17 protein-coding genes are annotated in these 14826 nt (G+C 42.0%); 10 read left to right on the forward strand and 7 right to left on the reverse strand.

Going from position 1 to position 14826, the window contains the following annotated elements; all coding sequences use genetic code 11:
- Nucleotide 1 precedes the first annotated feature (1 nt).
- The 4 genes from JZO85_RS09130 to JZO85_RS09145 all read left to right on the forward strand — a co-directional run bounded on the left by JZO85_RS09130 (nt 2) and on the right by JZO85_RS09145 (nt 2666).
- Nucleotides 2-1063, forward strand: coding sequence for an ABC transporter permease (locus JZO85_RS09130; protein ID WP_207108202.1), 1062 nt, complete (start codon nt 2-4; stop codon nt 1061-1063).
- 11 nt (nt 1064-1074) lie between these two features.
- Nucleotides 1075-1761 carry an ABC transporter ATP-binding protein gene (locus tag JZO85_RS09135; RefSeq protein ID WP_207108203.1) on the forward strand — a complete coding sequence of 229 codons (687 nt, stop codon included), beginning with the start codon at nt 1075-1077 and terminating at the stop codon, nt 1759-1761.
- Between the two features lie 46 nt (nt 1762-1807).
- Complete coding sequence (locus JZO85_RS09140; protein WP_207108204.1) at nt 1808-2344, forward strand: TetR/AcrR family transcriptional regulator; 537 nt, start codon at nt 1808-1810, stop codon at nt 2342-2344.
- Nucleotides 2345-2477: 133 nt separating this feature from the next.
- Nucleotides 2478-2666 carry a hypothetical protein gene (locus JZO85_RS09145; protein WP_207108205.1) on the forward strand — a complete coding sequence of 63 codons (189 nt, stop codon included), beginning with the start codon at nt 2478-2480 and terminating at the stop codon, nt 2664-2666.
- Between the two features lie 79 nt (nt 2667-2745).
- Here JZO85_RS09145 and JZO85_RS09150 read toward each other — a convergent pair whose 3' ends face one another.
- The 6 genes from JZO85_RS09150 to JZO85_RS09175 all read right to left on the reverse strand — a co-directional run bounded on the left by JZO85_RS09150 (nt 2746) and on the right by JZO85_RS09175 (nt 7148).
- Complete coding sequence (locus JZO85_RS09150) at nt 2746-3396, reverse strand: hypothetical protein (protein ID WP_242550284.1); 651 nt, start codon at nt 3394-3396, stop codon at nt 2746-2748.
- Nucleotides 3397-3625: 229 nt separating this feature from the next.
- Nucleotides 3626-4327 carry a 2,3,4,5-tetrahydropyridine-2,6-dicarboxylate N-acetyltransferase gene (gene dapD / locus JZO85_RS09155; protein ID WP_207108207.1) on the reverse strand — a complete coding sequence of 234 codons (702 nt, stop codon included), beginning with the start codon at nt 4325-4327 and terminating at the stop codon, nt 3626-3628.
- 36 nt (nt 4328-4363) lie between these two features.
- Nucleotides 4364-5119 (reverse strand): 4-hydroxy-tetrahydrodipicolinate reductase, encoded by a 756-nt coding sequence (gene dapB / locus JZO85_RS09160; RefSeq protein ID WP_207108208.1) that lies wholly within the window; start codon nt 5117-5119, stop codon nt 4364-4366.
- Nucleotides 5120-6010 (reverse strand): 4-hydroxy-tetrahydrodipicolinate synthase, encoded by an 891-nt coding sequence (gene dapA / locus JZO85_RS09165; RefSeq protein ID WP_207108209.1) that lies wholly within the window; start codon nt 6008-6010, stop codon nt 5120-5122.
- 138 nt (nt 6011-6148) lie between these two features.
- The gene (locus tag JZO85_RS09170; RefSeq protein ID WP_207108210.1) at nt 6149-6481 is read right to left on the reverse strand and encodes a DUF2568 domain-containing protein; all 333 of its coding nucleotides are present in this window, start codon (nt 6479-6481) and stop codon (nt 6149-6151) included.
- Nucleotides 6482-6512: 31 nt separating this feature from the next.
- Complete coding sequence (locus JZO85_RS09175; RefSeq protein ID WP_207108211.1) at nt 6513-7148, reverse strand: hypothetical protein; 636 nt, start codon at nt 7146-7148, stop codon at nt 6513-6515.
- 234 nt (nt 7149-7382) lie between these two features.
- Here JZO85_RS09175 and JZO85_RS23430 point away from each other — a divergent pair, with 234 nt between their 5' ends.
- The 4 genes from JZO85_RS23430 (at nt 7383) to JZO85_RS09195 (ending at nt 11201) form a co-directional block, all read left to right on the forward strand.
- Nucleotides 7383-8030, forward strand: coding sequence for a response regulator (locus JZO85_RS23430; RefSeq protein ID WP_207108212.1), 648 nt, complete (start codon nt 7383-7385; stop codon nt 8028-8030).
- Nucleotides 8011-9384, forward strand: coding sequence for a sensor histidine kinase (locus JZO85_RS09185; protein ID WP_242550286.1), 1374 nt, complete (start codon nt 8011-8013; stop codon nt 9382-9384). Before JZO85_RS23430 ends, JZO85_RS09185 begins: the two co-directional genes overlap by 20 nt.
- Before the next feature lie 197 nt (nt 9385-9581).
- On the forward strand, nt 9582-10391 hold the full coding sequence (locus JZO85_RS09190) for a metallophosphoesterase (protein ID WP_207108214.1): 810 nt from the start codon (nt 9582-9584) through the stop codon (nt 10389-10391).
- Between the two features lie 87 nt (nt 10392-10478).
- Nucleotides 10479-11201 (forward strand): alpha/beta hydrolase, encoded by a 723-nt coding sequence (locus tag JZO85_RS09195; protein ID WP_207108215.1) that lies wholly within the window; start codon nt 10479-10481, stop codon nt 11199-11201.
- A 129-nt stretch (nt 11202-11330) separates the two neighbouring features.
- On the opposite strand, the gene JZO85_RS09200 is transcribed toward JZO85_RS09195, so the two are convergent.
- Nucleotides 11331-13328 (reverse strand): VWA domain-containing protein, encoded by a 1998-nt coding sequence (locus tag JZO85_RS09200; protein WP_207108216.1) that lies wholly within the window; start codon nt 13326-13328, stop codon nt 11331-11333.
- 390 nt (nt 13329-13718) lie between these two features.
- Here JZO85_RS09200 and JZO85_RS09205 point away from each other — a divergent pair, with 390 nt between their 5' ends.
- Both JZO85_RS09205 and JZO85_RS09210 read left to right on the forward strand, forming a co-directional pair.
- A complete protein-coding gene (locus tag JZO85_RS09205) occupies nt 13719-14102 on the forward strand; it encodes a hypothetical protein (protein ID WP_207108217.1) in 384 nt (127 codons plus the stop codon).
- A 51-nt stretch (nt 14103-14153) separates the two neighbouring features.
- Entirely contained in the window at nt 14154-14819 is a 666-nt protein-coding gene (locus JZO85_RS09210) for a DUF2922 family protein (RefSeq protein ID WP_207108218.1), read from the forward strand.
- Nucleotides 14820-14826: the final 7 nt, after the last annotated feature.

A 14826-nucleotide genomic window follows, 5' to 3' on the forward strand; every position in this document is an offset into this window, starting at 1 on the left:
TATGTTTTTAGCGATTAATGAAATCAAACATTCCAAGCTGCGTTATACGCTAGTAATGGGTGTCATGTTTTTGATTGCTTACCTAGTGTTCTTTTTGACGGGGTTGGCCTATGGGCTGGCGCAGGACAATCGGACCGCGGTAGACAAATGGAATGCGGATAACATCCTTTTAACTGAGGAAGCAAACAATAATTTAAATATGTCGATGATTCCTCTGAAAACCTTTGACGAGGTGAAGGCAGATAAAAAAGCGTATCTCGCACAAACGGCTGGCGTCATAAAAGGCGACAGCGGAGAAAAAATTGATGTCAGCTTTTTCGGCATTGACAAGGATCAATTTTTAGCACCTAAGCTGACAAGCGGAAAGATGTTCTCCTCTGATGAAGAAGCAGTGGCAGACATTTCATTGAAGGATCAGTACCAGCTAAAGCTAGGCGAGACAGTCAAAATGGCGGGAAATGATAAAACCTTGAAAATCGTTGGTTTTACAGATAACGCCAAGTTTAACGTCGCACCTGTTCTTTACACGACGATCGGTGCGTATCAGGAAATTCGTTTTGAAACACAGGGGACGAGTGAAAATACACGAATCAATGCGATCATCACTCGCGGGGATGTTCAGTCGGTTCCTGATGACTTGGATCAAATCAGCATCAAAAACTTTATCAATGATCTGCCTGGATACAGCGCGCAGGTCCTGACCTTTGGATTTATGATCGGTTTCTTGATCGTGATAGCCGCGATCGTCATCGGAATATTTATTTACGTATTAACGATGCAAAAAGCTGAAATCTTTGGTGTCATGAAGGCTCAAGGAATTTCCAGCCGCTACATTTCAAATTCCGTGATCGCCCAAACCTTTTTACTCGCGACGGTTGGTGTCGTCATTGGTTTAGGCGCGACTTTGGGGACAGCCTTGGTGCTGCCGGATGCGGTGCCGTTTCAGGTCAATATGCTGTTCTTTGGCGGAATTAGCATCTTAATGATTCTAGTTGCCTTGATCGGTGCGTTCTTCTCCGTTCGAACCATCGTGAAGATTGACCCATTGAAGGCTATCGGATAGGAGGAAAAAACATGAGTGCCATTGAATTTAAGCAAGTAGAGAAAAATTTCAAAGACGGCGATTCAACGATCGAAGCCTTAAAAGAAACGAACTTCTCCGTAGAAAAAGGGGAGTTTGTTGCGATCATCGGACCATCGGGTTCAGGTAAAAGCACCTTTTTGACAATCGCGGGAGGACTGCAATCACCTTCTTCAGGCGAGGTTTTGATTAATGATGAGGATTTTAGTGAGAAGAAGGAAAAGGAGCGGGCAAAATTACGCTTCAAAGAAATCGGTTTTATTTTGCAGGCATCTAATCTAGTTCCATTTTTAACCGTCAAAAAGCAATTGAAACTAGTCGACAGGGTCAGCAAAAATGACAATTCAGAGGTCGCGGAAAAATTATTCCAGCAGCTGGGCATCGCCAGCCTAGAAAATAAATACCCTGAAGAGCTTTCTGGCGGAGAACGTCAGCGGGTGGCTATCGCACGGGCCTTATACCATGATCCAACGATTATTTTGGCAGATGAGCCAACGGCCAGTCTAGACTCTGAAAAGGCATATGAGGTCGTCAAAATTCTAGCCAAAGAGACGAAAGAAAAGAATAAAGCCACGATCATGGTGACTCATGACACCCGGCTAGTAAAATTTTGTGACCGAATTTTAGAAATGAAAGATGGAAAACTAAAAGAAAAATCCGTTTCTAAGGACGAAAGTTAAGCAGATAGCGTATAATGGTTGTACCAAAGAAAAATGAGGCGATTCGATGTATGAAGAGATTTTAGATGTTGCCGAAGAACTTTTTATGAAGCAGGGATATAATGACACATCTACTCGGCAAATCGCAAAGATCCTTGGGATTACTCAACCAAATATCTACTATCATTTTAAAAACAAAGAAACTATTTATTATCAAGTAATGCAGCGCTTAGCAAACGAGGTCGGTGAGAATCTGCGAGGCTGGGCCGCAAAAGAGACGAGCTTTGAGGAGAAAATCATGGAGATGGCCCTGTATCTTCAGAAAAGACATCCATTCAGCCTGTTTATGATGATGCATGACATCCAGCACACGCTGAAGCCAGAAACGGCGAAAAAATTATTTACGCTTTGGCAGGATTCCTATAAGAAGCCTTTTCTTGAAGCCTTCGAAGCGGAAGCCAAAATCAGAGCGTCGGTGGATGCTGATTTTGCGGTGGGACAATTATTTGTCTTGATTTCTTCGTATCTGGACTCACCAAAGGAAACAGCCAAAGAAGACTTGGAAAAGGCTGTGCAGCTTTTTTTCTACGGGGTGCTGAAATAATGTGAGAAGAACTTGTCTAGTGTTAAGGACAAGTTCTTTTTTTTGTAAATCAATTAAATTTTTGGAAATTGCTTTTCTTGTCGCTCCTATACAATAAGGATAAGCAGAAATTAACGGGAAGGAGGACACAGTTGTGGAATATAATCTGGCTGTTATGGACAATGAGGCTCCCTATGTAATGGTTTACAGCAAGGAGGGCAGCGAACGGCATTTTGATTTGGGCTCGAATGAAGACAAGCGGCGTGTCGCTTTGATCAAAGAAGGCTTTCATTTGGTTGCTGTTTCAAATGGGATTGAGTACTGGGAAAAAATGAAAAAGTAGGAAAGAGGCACATATTCGTTCGGCTTTCGTTTTAAAACAGAAAAATCCCTGCCCTCAATTTCGAAGGCAGGGATTTGTTTTAGGCTAAGACTGCTGCGATCATGTCTGGCAGCTCTTTTTTCATAACGCGTTTTGTAGCTAGAGCGTCAGTATAGGTAATTGTTTGATCCGCTGAAACCGTAGCTAATAATTGACGGTCTTTTTTAGGCGGATTGTAGAATACCTCGATTGCTTTTTCTGTATCCGACCATTCAGCAGAATAGTTTGATTTCGTCTTCAAGGATTGATTCAAGGCTTCCGCTTGTTCGGCAGTCACACCAGCGCCGGCTGGTTCTTTGACAACATCAGCTAAGATATCCTGTGCCAGTTCAGCTGCTTTATCCGTATCTTCCTTGACCACAGCGGTTTCTGATTTGAAGCTTTCTGACCACAGGTTGTAGATGCTGTTGGTCAATTGATTCAGTGTGTTTGTGTGTGGTTTTTGAATATGCGCATCAACTAATTCTTTGAATGAGTGATCCTGCTCTGTGCTTTGAATATGACGTGTTTTTCCTTCAGGCGTTTTTTCCTCTAGATGGAGCTGGTGAGGATTCGCCTTGTCAAAATAGATTTTCACATCACTATGGATATGATTAGCCAGTGTTTCCTCCACTTGAGCAAAGGTCTTGCTGATTTGTTTGTTACGAATTTTAATTGATTTTTTAATGCTTTTTAAGTTCACGAGTATCATTCAGTCGCTTTCTTTTAGGAATTGTTCTAATCGATAGTATTATAGCATACTTCGCAAAAAGTGCAGTAGAAATAAGGTAAAAGATGTTATTTGATTTAAAAAAAGCAAATTTTCTACTAAAATGATGAATAATGTCCGCTTAACAGCTTTTTTCCTTACAATATGCAAAGCAGTTTTCCTTCTGGAAAGCGCCAAAAAAATCCCTATCAGTCTGATAGGGATTCTGGGTTTAACGCAAATCATCCAAAAATGCTGTCTTCTCCGGATCGATCTCGTCTTTCATTTTTATCACTCTAGCAGGGGTTCCTGCGACAACGGCGCCGGCAGGTACGTCCTTAGTAACAACTGCACCTGCTGCGACAACCGCATCTTTTCCAATATGAACGCCTTCTAAAACGACCGCATTGGCTCCGACTAAAACATTGTCCTCCACAACGACTGGTGACGCGCTAGGCGGCTCAAGAACACCCGCTAACACTGCACCTGCACCGATATGCGCATGTTTTCCAACCGTCGCCCGTGCACCTAAGATGGCACCCATGTCGATCATCGTACTTTCGCCGATGGAAGCACCGATATTAATGATCGCGCCCATCATGATGACTGCTTTGTCGCCAATTTCTACACGGTCACGAATCAATGCACCTGGCTCTATCCGAGCATTGACCGTTGAAATATCCAGCATCGGAATCGCTGAATTTCTGCGATCATTTTCAACATGCACTTCGCTGATCGCTGCCTGCTGCTCCTTTAATACTTCTTGGACAGCCTGGCTGTCACCAATTAAGATCCAGGTTTTCTCTTGTCCAAAAAATTGAACTTTTTCCTTGGTGACTCCTGACAGATCGCCTTGAACATAGGCCTTGACCGGTGTCATTTTTTCAGCGTTTTTAATATATTTTGCTATCTCATAAGGATCGGTTAACGTCATCAAATTCCCCCAGTATTCTTTTTACTTCGTTAAAACTCAGCTCTCGTCAATCAGCTTTTCCATATCGTATAAGCCAGCCGTTTTATCGCTGACATACTTAGCGGCTTTTACCGCACCGCTAGCAAAAATATTACGCGATAAAGCTAAATGATTCAACTCAATCACCTCGTCAGGTCCGGCATAGATTACCGTATGCTCGCCAGGGATCGTTCCGCCGCGAACGGCATGGATGCCAAGTTCGGATAAGGGATTTTCTAGATCATTGCCATGACGCCCATAAATATAGGTTTTCTTTTCCTCAACCGCGTCGTTGACTGCATCGGCTAATAAAAGAGCCGTACCGCTAGGGGAATCCTTTTTCTGATTGTGGTGCTTTTCAACGATTTCAATATTGAACTCTTCTTCTAAGACGGGAGTGATCTCGCGAATGGCTTTTGCCAATAAATTGATTCCTAATGACATGTTGGCAGAGAAGAAAACAGCGGTTTGCTCAGCGGTTTTCGTCAATTGCTCCTTCACTTCATCCGTCAGACCCGTGGTAGCCACGACCACTGGGATTTTTTTGGCTGCCGCATAATCCAGCACTGCCGGTACAGCAGAATAGTGAGAAAAATCAATGATGACATCAGCCTTCACCTGGCAGTCCGCAATCGTCTGATAAGTAGGGAAGTCTGCTTCGAAGTCTTCACGATCAATACCAGCCACGACCTGCATCTCAGGCTGCTGAGCGATCATTGTTTGCAGGACTTGTCCCATTCGGCCATTGGCGCCGCTCAAAATAATATCGATCATTTATTTAACGACCTCCAGCCCATATGCTGTCATTTCTTTTCTCAGACCTTCAACCGTTTCTGCTTTAGCTGCTGAAAGAGGCAGACGGAAGTTTGGTTCGATTTTTCCTAATAATCCAACACCGGTTTTTACAGGGATAGGATTGACTTCACAGAAAATCGCATGGATCAATGGCAGCTGTGCCAATTGAAGCTCTTTAGCCAATGGGAAATTGCCATCCAATAGGGCTTTAGTCAGCTCATGAGTTTGACGAGGGGCAATATTGGCGATCGTCGAAATCGATCCTTTTCCTCCAAGAGCCATGATCGGCAAGACTTGATCATCATTGCCAGAGTAGATAGCAAAATCATCCGGCATGATACGTGCAATCTCCGCAATCTGGGAGATGTTTCCGCTGGCTTCTTTGATAGCTACCACATTCGGGATTTCAGCCAAGCGTTTCACCATTTCCGGTGCGATGTTCATATTGGTACGAGAGGCTACAGAATATAAAATAATCGGTAATTTCACACTTTGAGCGATTTTTTGATAATGTAAAAACAAGCCTTCATCAGAAGCTTTATTATAATATGGAGTCACGATCAATAGGGCATCGGCACCAACTTTTTCCGCGCCTGTCGATAATTCGATCGCGTGTTGCGTGTCATTCACACCGGTTCCTGCGATAACTGGGATTCGTCCGTTTGCCTTGTTGACGACGGCTTCAATCACAGCGATGTGTTCATCATTCGCTAGGGTAGACGCTTCACCAGTCGTTCCGCAAGCGATGATTGCATCTGTACCCTCGCTGATTTGCCATTCGACCAGTTCCTCTAGTTTCTTGTAATCAACGGCACCATCAGCTTTCATAGGGGTAACCAAAGCAACACCAGATCCTTCAAATATTTTCAAGAGAAACAACTCCTTTTTCTTTTTTTCAAAGCCTTTATAAAAAGGTCCTTAATAGTAGAATTATATCCCAATTATTAACGAATGCCAACGAAAATCTCATGAAAATTTTAAACAGAAAAGGACAAAAAAACAGAGACACTAATGTCCCTGCAGGTTTAATTGATACATCAGCCATAAATCCAGACTGGCAATCAGAAAATAGATGGTTCCTACTTTATTTCCAAACAGTAAAAAGAACCCGATCGAGCCGATCGAATATACGCCCAGCTCTAAAAATAATTTATTTCGTCCAGTCAGAACAGTGGGTGACTTGGGTGCTCCATACCTTGCCCATACTAGTGTAATCAGCAGGGCCAAGACCACAAAAAGAACTTTTAGATACACTTGCTTTTTTATGAATAAACCGCTAAAAAGACCACCGACAGTTCCTACTTCAAGTAAAAAACGCAGAGCCAAAACAATACTAACCACAAATGCACCTCCAAATATATTTGAACTTTGATTAAAGAATAAACGCGACAGCGACAAAAAGATACGTCCAGCGTAGATCTTTTTCACATAAAAGATAGAGGACTCCGGCAACTAGCGAGAAAAAGAGGGTGTAGACCCCGCCGCTGAAGCCCTGTAATAGAAAATGAATCAGTCCCCAAGTGATGGCCAGCAGCAGGCCGCCGCTAGGAAAGTGGGGAGACAACTGAAACTGCGCTTCGCAGAATTTTTGACCAAAAGCGATTACTAATACGATCAAGCTGCATTCAGCTAAGTAATACATCGATCGAAAAACAAGGGCACTCACGCTTCGATTCAATTCGCCATTAAACTCAACGAGGGGCTTGAAGCCGCCAAAACCGATTGTAATAACAAGGATCACAGCCGCTACAAGAACAAGAATCGCCACTAGCTTTTTCTTATCTGGTGAGTGAGACGTACTGAAAACATCGAAATCGAAGCGTTTCTTTGCATAATAGATCAGAAAAAGCGAAACACCTGACCATAAAATGGCAGTCAGCGCAGCGTTCACTGCCAAGCTTAAACCATTTGTTACCATTCCAAGAATCAATTCCAAACTAAACCCCGCAAATGCATAAAGAGCCAACCACAAAAAATCGATTGGCAAGATCTTTTTTTCCTTTTCCAAAAATAAATCCTCCAAGTCCTTTTTCTATTCAGTCTATCAATTACTAAGGAAGAAATCATTAACAATCTGGCTTCAATTTATTTAGCTATCAATTTTTAGGGAATTTATAAGATTGAGCTGTCTGGCTTTCGAAAAGATTGAAACAGGAAGGCGTTCGAGCTATTGTTACATCTGTCTGCGATCATTGCCGAAAAAATCAACGGATCGCACGGTTTTAGAAGGGAATAATCCAAAGTGAAGATTTTACTATGTGAAGACGAAGATAAAATGCGTGAGCTATTGAGGAAATTTTTCGAAAAGGAAGGCTATACAGTGGTAGAAGCCAGTGATGGCGAAGCTGCCATGGAGAAATTTTACGCAGAGACCTTTGACTTGGCGATTTTGGACTGGATGATGCCAAAAATGACAGGGCTGGAGGCCGCTAAAAGAATGAAAAGCGAGCGCAATATCAAAATCTTGATGCTGACGGCCAAAAATCTGCCAGAAGATGAGGTACGAGCATTAATGACAGGTGTCGATGACTATTTAGCGAAGCCGTTTCATGCCCAAGTCCTTTTAACGCGGGCAGCGAAATTGTTAGGAGTGATTCAGCAAGATATCAAGCAGCCGCTGATTTTTATCCCAAATGAGAAGCGTGCATTGTTAAATGATGTGGCGCTGAGTCTGACCAACAGGGAGTATGACATGCTGTATTATCTGTATCAGAATCAAGGTCTGCCTTTAACACGTGAACAGATTCTTTTATCCGTTTGGGGAATGGATCATGAAAATGATGAAAGGACCGTCGACAGTTTTATTCGTATTTTACGAGAAAAGGTAGGGAAAGAACTTATCCAAACTGTTTATGGAACAGGCTACCGCTTTGAATTACCGAAAAAATAGTCTGACTCGCGCATTTATCCAGCGTATCGCGATCATCTTTATTTTGATTCTGTCACTTGTTACGATTTTTTATCGCTGGGGCTTTCCAACCTATTATTATTGGAAAATGGAGCAGCCGGTCAAGGAAGCGCAAAAATTGATACAAACCGGGAAAAAAGAACAAGTAGACGACGAGCTGGTAGTCATCGCAATCGAGAACAAGCCCGCTATTTCAAATGAGGAGCTGACCAGCGATATGACCTTCCGCTTGAGCCAAGCCGGGATCTCGCTGAATCGCTTTTGGATTGATCAGACAACTACCGCCGCTGTTAAAAAAGGACAGGCGGTTCAACGACTATACAATCAGACGCGGCAACGAAATGATTTCTATACTATTTTCTTTGCTCAAGACAACAAATTCTACTTAATAGGGACGAGTATTCCAGATTTTCAGGCGGCGATCCAAACAATATTCCCGATTTTAATCGCGGCGACGAGTGTCTTTTTGGTGCTGCTGTTTGGCTTGATTGTTCTCTTAGTCCGGCGGCAGATCATCGAACCGATTCGCCGTTTAGAACAAACGACTCGAAACATCTCCCAATTGAATTTTGCCGACTCCGATATCACGGTTGAAAATGAGCTGGGGAATCTAAGTCAATCGATCAATCAAATGAAGCGGTCGCTTCAAGAACATGAAATGGAGATGCTTGAGCGCAATGATCAATTAAAGGCCTTCTCGTCTAATTTGGCCCATGAGCTAAAAACTCCCTTATCCGTTATGCAGCTGCTCGTTGACGGCGAAAAAATGGCGTTAGAGAATTCCAGCTTCTTAGACGATCTTGATCAGCAGCTCATCAATATGAACGAATTAGTCGCCAATCTGCTGCACTATAGTCAACAGTTAAAGGAAGCAATCCAGTTAGAGCCGGTGGCAATCAGCGAGATAATCGAAAAAGAAGTGGTTCAGCAGCAGCTCATTGATCAAAAATTCAATATTGCGCTTGAGGTAGAACCCTGTCAGCTTGATACAAATGAGGCATTGCTGAAGGTCATACTGATCAATCTATTAACAAACGGCATCAAATACAGCCTGAATAAACAAATGAGCATTAGCGGTAAAAAGAAACACGATCATTATTTGCTGATTTTTGAGAATTTGTCTGCAGAAATATCCCCTAAGCAGATCGCACAGCTGACCAAACCGTTTGTAGTAGGGGAGGAATCACGAAATAATCACCTGTCAGGTACCGGCTTAGGCCTTTCGATCGTGGAACAAACACTCCAGCGAATCGGTGGAGAATTGTCACTTCAGCAGAAAGATCATCGTTTTATCGCGACCGTTATCCTTCCTATCAAGCAAAAACCAGTCCATTAAGTTGTGCTGGTTTTTCTTTTGCACAAGTTTTGCATAATTGTTTTCTATGCTTTGCTCAGGGGAGAGGATCGGATGACGAATCAAGCAAAACGAAGAGTGATTATTGGAATCCTAGTATTTGCACTGCTTCTATCGGGTAGTGCACTGGCGATTCTATCACTGCAATAGAACGAATAAACGAAAAGGCAGGTCAGCTTATGTTTAAAAAAATTTTCATCGGACTAGTTTTAATTTTAGTCTGCATTCCTATTTATGCCTTCAAAATCGAACCCAACTTAGCAGTGGTTCACCGGCTGCAGTTAGGCAATAAATCAATGCCCAAGGAATTAAAAGTCCTTCAGCTTTCAGACATTCAAGTATCTGAAAGCTATTCAACGAAACGGTTGGATAAGGTCATTCGTAAAGTCAATAAAGAAAAACCGGATATCATTGTATTTACAGGCGATCTTTTTGATAATTACGCACAATACAATCACGAACCGGAAATCATTGAGAAGCTTAAGCAAATGAAAGCAACGATTGGGAAATACGCGGTTTGGGGAAATCATGATTATGGCGGCGGAGCAGCTAGAGTCTATCAGCAGGTCATGAATGCAGCGAATTTTGAAGTATTAAAAAATGCTGGTGAAACATTGACTCTTGCAAATGGCAAAGAAGTCTTCATTGGAGGGTTGGATGATTCTCTACTAGGTGCTCCTTCGATCGAGGAAACCTTGAGCTACCGCCAAAGATACGATTATTCCATTTTACTTACTCATGAACCAGATGTAGCGGAGGGATTTGTGGGCACCAATACACAATTAGTATTGGCCGGCCACAGTCATGGCGGGCAGGTCCGCCTGCCGTTTTATGAAGTAAAAAATGTTTTAGCAAAAAAATATACTCGCGGACTCTATGAAATGAAGGATCATACCAAGCTATACGTGAATACCGGGCTGGGCACAACAGCCATTCACGCGCGATTGGGCGTACCGCCGGAAATTTCCGTCTTTCACTTGCATTTTTAAACACATTTTCCAAGTGGGTGTAGCCTAAAGTTTGTTGAGCATTATGGGAAAATGATATGATAGCAACGAAAGAAAGGAACGATCAAAGTGAAAAAATGGAAAAAGCTCCTTCTGATCCTTGTTATCGGATTAGCCCTCGTATTAGGTGGTGGCATAGCGTATTTAAAAACGCAAAGCTATTCTCCAACCAATAATGCATTGCAAACCGCAAAAAATGCAGAGGACAGCGGGGATTGGCTGTATTTCTCTGGCAAGGATCAAACAAAGCCTATGATCATTTTTTATCCGGGCGCACTTGTTGAACCCGAAAGCTATAGCCCTTGGGCCCAAACCTTAGCCAAAGCAGGATATCCCGTTTATATCCTGAAAATGCCTCTGGATTTAGCCGTTTTAGCACCTAACCGCGGGGAAAAAGTTCTTTCTGAACACCCCAAGCGCGACTATATAGTAGGCGGCCATTCTTTAGGCGGCGTCATGGCCAGCCGCTTTGCAAAAGGGCATACCAATCATCTGGAGGGCGTCTTTTTCTTGGCTAGTTATCCAGATACAAAAGGAACCTTAGCAGATAAAAACATCCCTGTATTGTCCTTGACTGCGGAAAATGATCGCGTCTTAAATCATGACGCTTATAAAAAGGCCAAGCAGGACTTACCTAAGTCTACCGATTATCAAGAAATCAGTGGCGGAAATCACGCCGGCTTCGGATCTTATGGTCCACAAAAAGGGGATGGCAAATCCGAGATCAATGATCAGAATCAACAAGTTGCCCAACAGCTGCTTTTATGGCTAAAGGAATATGTGAACCATTAGCTTAGAAAATAGAAGGAACAAAACAAAAAGCCAAACGATCTTAAACTTTCATAATTGAAAGTAAATAGATTGTTTAGCTTTCATTTTGTTAAGTTTTTTTCGAAAAGACTTTAAGAATGTTAACTGGTACTAATTTATTTTCTTTAATAAGTAGATAGCAGCTCCGAATAGGCTAGTTCCCAGCAGAACCCAGATAATGCTGCTTCGGTCGTCATTGGTTTTAGGATAGCGCTTGTTAGAGGCGCTGGTCGTTTTAATGATTGCCGCTTTCCTGGAAGACTCGCTTGTTTTTGGTTCTTCCGTAGTAGCTGCCGGAGCGGTACTCTCTGTTGTCGAGCTTTGAGTGGTACTTGGTTCTGTGGTGCTTGGCTCCGTGGTACTTGGTTCTGTTTCCTTATACGTATTAATCATAGTAAAGTGATTGTTTTCTTTATTTATTGAAAATTCAAAATCTGCAGGGATATTTACTTCATTGACATTATAAATGATTGTATCTCCAGCGTTGTTATACAAGGGCAGATCATTGTTAACTCCTTGTACAGGTACAGTTGAAACAGTCGCCTTGAAATTTTTCTCTTTTGTTAGTGAAAGAGTATCCGACGCTGCCCATGAACTTGGGTTGGCTAACGGTGTTCTAATCACTTGGTAGTCTATTTTGTCAGGAATCATTGATGCTGGTGCATTTTTCCATTGCTTTTCTAGGCTAAGGTCGACTTTGGGTGCTTTGATTGATGGAATCGGAAAATCTAGCAGCGATGAGCCATCACTTGCCGGGTCCAAGGTCGTTCGCTGGTTACACAAATACCAGAATTCACCTTTAAAATCATTTGCCTCGGTATTTAATCGAATTTGATACGTCACGGTAATACGTTCGTTTACACCTAAGGCAAAGTTCGAAACAGTGATGACTTGATTTTGCTCAGTGACTTCTAAATTTCTCACTAACTCATCGGCTGGCAGCCAGTTTCCGCTAGAATCCTTTTTCCAACCAGCTTTCCTGTAGTTTGCTTCAGAAAAATTTCCACTGCCTTGCAGCAAAATATTTTCACCCATTGGGTCAGTTACAGTGCCCTTTGGGATAGTTTTCGTTGCCGAGTTGATAATATTTTTTAACGCATCCCCTAATCCTAGAAGATTTTCGTCTATAGGACTATAGTGACTCTCTTTGTCCGCGATATTTCGTGCAATATATTCCCCTCTAGGAGTGGGGGCAGTACCGATGGAATAAGTGATGATGCCTTTTTCCTTTAAAGCAACGATTGTTCCGAGAGTGGCATCAGTAACAACGGTTTTATCGACCTTGTTCCCATTGACGTCAGAAATCGTATCACTAGTATTAAATTGTGGCGAGTCCGTCTGAAACTCTTTATTATAAGCAGCTGTGTGGAAACCATTGTAATCCGTAATTTGACCAGTATTTGGGTAGGTAGCTGCATTATCCACAGGAAGGTAGCTGCGATTTGCGCTGCCATCTCCAACGTGAATCAGGATTTTCTCAGCCCCTGGTCTGCCTTGATTCAATAAAAGCTCTTGACCTGCGATCAAGCCCTTTTGTATAAAAGTACCCGTATGGCTTTCAGCGGTGTTAGTCAAAAAGTTTTGCAGCTGATTCATGTCATTTGTCAAGCCGTTTGTAGAATACACATTTCTGTTGTAGGCGACAATCCCGATTTGAGCAACTCCGTTTGATAAGGAATCCCCTAATTCTGCGCCGAACTCCTGCAGTCCTCTTAATGTGTTGGTCAATTTCTCCCCCTGCATAGAAGAAGAGTAGTCAATAACTAGTACAATATCTAGCGGTGGGTGAGGAATCTCATTTCCTTTAATATCTAGGGTCACATCGAACAATCCTTGCTTTTTCGGATTGGATTTGACTGTCTTTCTAACATAGGCCTGATCCTGATAATTTACAAACCCCTCAGAATCTACCGGTAGTTGATTTGTGTTAGTGTAGCCGTAATTGTACGTATCTCCATTTGCGACTCCATTACTTATGAAATTACCCGCGTTCGTTGATTCGTATTGAAAAGGACTCTCAGCAGCCAACGTTGTTGTAGAATTGGCAACAAAGAAAACAAATAGCATAGCTATAACAGCCCCGAACGACGTAAAAAACTTATTTTTCATAATATCCTCCATTAGTAACTTTATTTCGTCTCGATTATAACACTTATCGCTTTATTCTCGTAAAGATACACTCATAAATAAAGATGAAAACGCCTAACAGTTTTATTAATGACAGAATGCATCAAGAGATAATGGAGAAGCGTTTTAAAAGTAGGAATAATTACTTTCTTTAAGTAGAAGAGACTCGCTGAAATAAGTTTTTTTGAAAGGGTATTCATTATTTTATAGGGATAGAAAGCCTGATGTGATAGGAAAAAGCTTCTAAGAATCATTATACTTTAATAATTATTAATTTATTGGTGTGTAAAAGACGTGACAAAAGGAGTATTTTGTTGTTGTAGATATCTCAAATAATAATTAGTAAATTCTAGACTGAAAGGAGGCACCCGCATGAAAAAATTTGGACTGAGCAAACAGAAATTATTTAGTCTCACTCGCCAGACATTGGAAAAACGCATTCGCAAATTTTATTTTGAAACGAAAGATGGAAAGGCCGCCATCGAAATGCTGATCACACTTCAGGTGAGAAATGACTTGTGTGAAGCAGATTTTTCAAATATGCTGCGATCACTCGTACAGCATATCTTCTTAAAAACAAGATCAACCGCAGCCATGCGCCGCTATTATTTTTATTTCACTACCTATTTCCAAGAAAAAGATTGGCAATTATTATTAATTAAATTATTTCCAGCACAAACATTTATCGCTGAAAAGCTTGAGCACCTATACACACAAGTTATCAAAGCGCCTTCAACAAGATTGGCGGAATCATGACCTGATTAACAGAAAAAGTGGAAGATAACAAATGAAAGGGAAGAGAAGCAAATGATTGAAACATTTACATTAGATGCGGAATTTGCTAACAGCAACGGCAAATCCCAACATCTTCGAATAAAAGATGTAGACCCAACCAAAACCGCAGATGAAATCAAAGCGGCTTTGACAAAAATGACGAAGCTCACTTTGTTTGAAAAAGACGGGGTTGCTTTATACAAAGAAGTGCTGCACGCTACACGAATCAAAAAGACCGTGAAACCAATTTTTGATGATCAAACAAAAGAAGTACTCCAGACGCCATCGCCTATGAAGATGGAGACAGAACCTTTGTCTGTAAAAGAAGACGCACTGCAACAGGTGCAAGAACCTGTGGATACTATAGAAAATATTCGCATTCCTGAGGATTTGACTATCATAGAAGAAAGACCAGAGCCGGGGGTGCTGATTCAAAATATCGAGCTTCCTAAGGGGATTGACCCTTGGTCATTAAACGAGGAGCAAGCAGGTATTTTGCTTCTTTCTTGTGTACCCAATGGCGCCTCGCTGATAAACGTCGAAATCAATGATCAAGTGGCACCTCCAAGACTGATCGTTACATCGGGGATTGAACAGGAGAGGTTGCCGGCTGAAACACCGACAGCAACCCAATCTCCGCCGGCAAAACCCAAAAAAGCCCGAAATCGGCGTCTGAATCGGATTCGTAAACAAGAATAACCAATCG

This window comes from Candidatus Enterococcus murrayae (genome assembly GCF_017315985.1).
Classification (GTDB): domain Bacteria; phylum Bacillota; class Bacilli; order Lactobacillales; family Enterococcaceae; genus Enterococcus_A; species Enterococcus_A murrayae.

What these genes read in the sequence shown, in the direction of transcription:
- JZO85_RS09130 (WP_207108202.1), top strand. Translation starts at nt 2, where the DNA reads ATGTTTTTAGCGATTAATGAAATCAAACATTCCAAGCTGCGTTATACG.
- JZO85_RS09135 (WP_207108203.1), top strand. Translation starts at nt 1,075, where the DNA reads ATGAGTGCCATTGAATTTAAGCAAGTAGAGAAAAATTTCAAAGACGGC.
- JZO85_RS09140 (WP_207108204.1), top strand. Translation starts at nt 1,808, where the DNA reads ATGTATGAAGAGATTTTAGATGTTGCCGAAGAACTTTTTATGAAGCAG.
- JZO85_RS09150 (WP_242550284.1), bottom strand. Translation starts at nt 3,396, where the DNA reads ATGATACTCGTGAACTTAAAAAGCATTAAAAAATCAATTAAAATTCGT.
- dapD (WP_207108207.1), bottom strand. Translation starts at nt 4,327, where the DNA reads ATGACGTTAACCGATCCTTATGAGATAGCAAAATATATTAAAAACGCT.
- dapB (WP_207108208.1), bottom strand. Translation starts at nt 5,119, where the DNA reads ATGATCGATATTATTTTGAGCGGCGCCAATGGCCGAATGGGACAAGTC.
- JZO85_RS09190 (WP_207108214.1), top strand. Translation starts at nt 9,582, where the DNA reads ATGTTTAAAAAAATTTTCATCGGACTAGTTTTAATTTTAGTCTGCATT.
- JZO85_RS09200 (WP_207108216.1), bottom strand. Translation starts at nt 13,328, where the DNA reads ATGAAAAATAAGTTTTTTACGTCGTTCGGGGCTGTTATAGCTATGCTA.
- JZO85_RS09205 (WP_207108217.1), top strand. Translation starts at nt 13,719, where the DNA reads ATGAAAAAATTTGGACTGAGCAAACAGAAATTATTTAGTCTCACTCGC.
- JZO85_RS09210 (WP_207108218.1), top strand. Translation starts at nt 14,154, where the DNA reads ATGATTGAAACATTTACATTAGATGCGGAATTTGCTAACAGCAACGGC.